The sequence below is a fragment of the Streptomyces albipurpureus genome, assembly GCF_023701525.1.
GTDB classification, from domain to species: domain Bacteria; phylum Actinomycetota; class Actinomycetes; order Streptomycetales; family Streptomycetaceae; genus Streptomyces; species Streptomyces albipurpureus.
Genome location: NZ_JAMQAW010000012.1, coordinates 1440 through 2290, shown reverse-complemented (window position 1 = coordinate 2290; position 851 = coordinate 1440). Strand labels below are relative to the sequence as shown.

Sequence of the window (851 nt, the reverse complement as noted above, 5' to 3'; positions counted from 1 at the left end):
GGCCCGTCCGCCGGTGCTTGACGTCCCGTTCGCGCAGCACACCAGGACGTCGTCCCAGGTGGCGGTGAGGCGGCGCCGGACGTCGGCCAGGTACTTCCAGGTGTCGGTGTTCGGTGCGCTCCAGTACCAGCCGGGGGTTCCGTTCCAGTCGGCCGTGCCGTTGCTGAACCGCTGTATCTCGTTGGCGGCCTGCTCCACGACCACAATCAGATAGTCCGTACTCGCGGCAGCCGGCCGCACCATGGCCGCGCCGCCGGCAACCGCCAGTCCGGCGGTCACCGCTCCCCTCAGCACCGTTCTCCGCTCCACCTTCAGCCCTCCCACTTCTTCATGACCGAAGCGATCCTTATCATGCGGCGGCTGCGATCAACAGGCCCCATGGCCCTCTTGCGGCCCGCCCTGTGCGTGGAGTGCCCTCGCGGTATCCGATGTGGAGGAGCGGTGTGGGGGTTGGTGTGATCGTGGCGAGTGGTGGGGGCTTGGGAAGCGGTGGTGGGGGAGACGGGCACCCCGGTCAGCCCTGGACTGCGCCGCAGGATCCGCCCATCCGGGATGGATCCGCTTCCGATGGAGACGGCAAGCACAGGAAATGACCCTCATCGGACGACGAGTTCGACCCGCGCGGGTCGAACTGGGGCGCCGGCTGGGCGAGTCCGGCGTGATGGCCCCCGAGTGGACGGAGGTGTTCGAAGCCGTCGACCGTGCCCTCTTCCTCCCGGACGTGCTGTGGCCGTTCGACATGGAGACCCAGACCAGCATCCGCACCGGCCTCGGCACCTCCACATCACGGGTGGCGCCGACGGCCGGGGCGAAGTCCCCGAGGAGCGTCGTGGGGGGGGGGGGGGGGGGGG

The 851-nt window shown here is 69.8% G+C and carries 1 protein-coding gene and 1 pseudogene; one reads left to right on the top strand and one right to left on the bottom strand.

Going from position 1 to position 851, the window contains the following annotated elements; genetic code table 11:
- Positions 1 to 309: hypothetical protein (locus tag NBG84_RS15760; protein ID WP_250920074.1), on the bottom strand; the 309-nt coding region annotated here is incomplete at its 3' end.
- Between the two features lie 280 nt (positions 310 to 589).
- Between NBG84_RS15760 and NBG84_RS15755 the strand changes: the two are divergent.
- Positions 590 to 851: pseudogene (locus tag NBG84_RS15755) on the top strand (hypothetical protein); the annotation flags it as partial.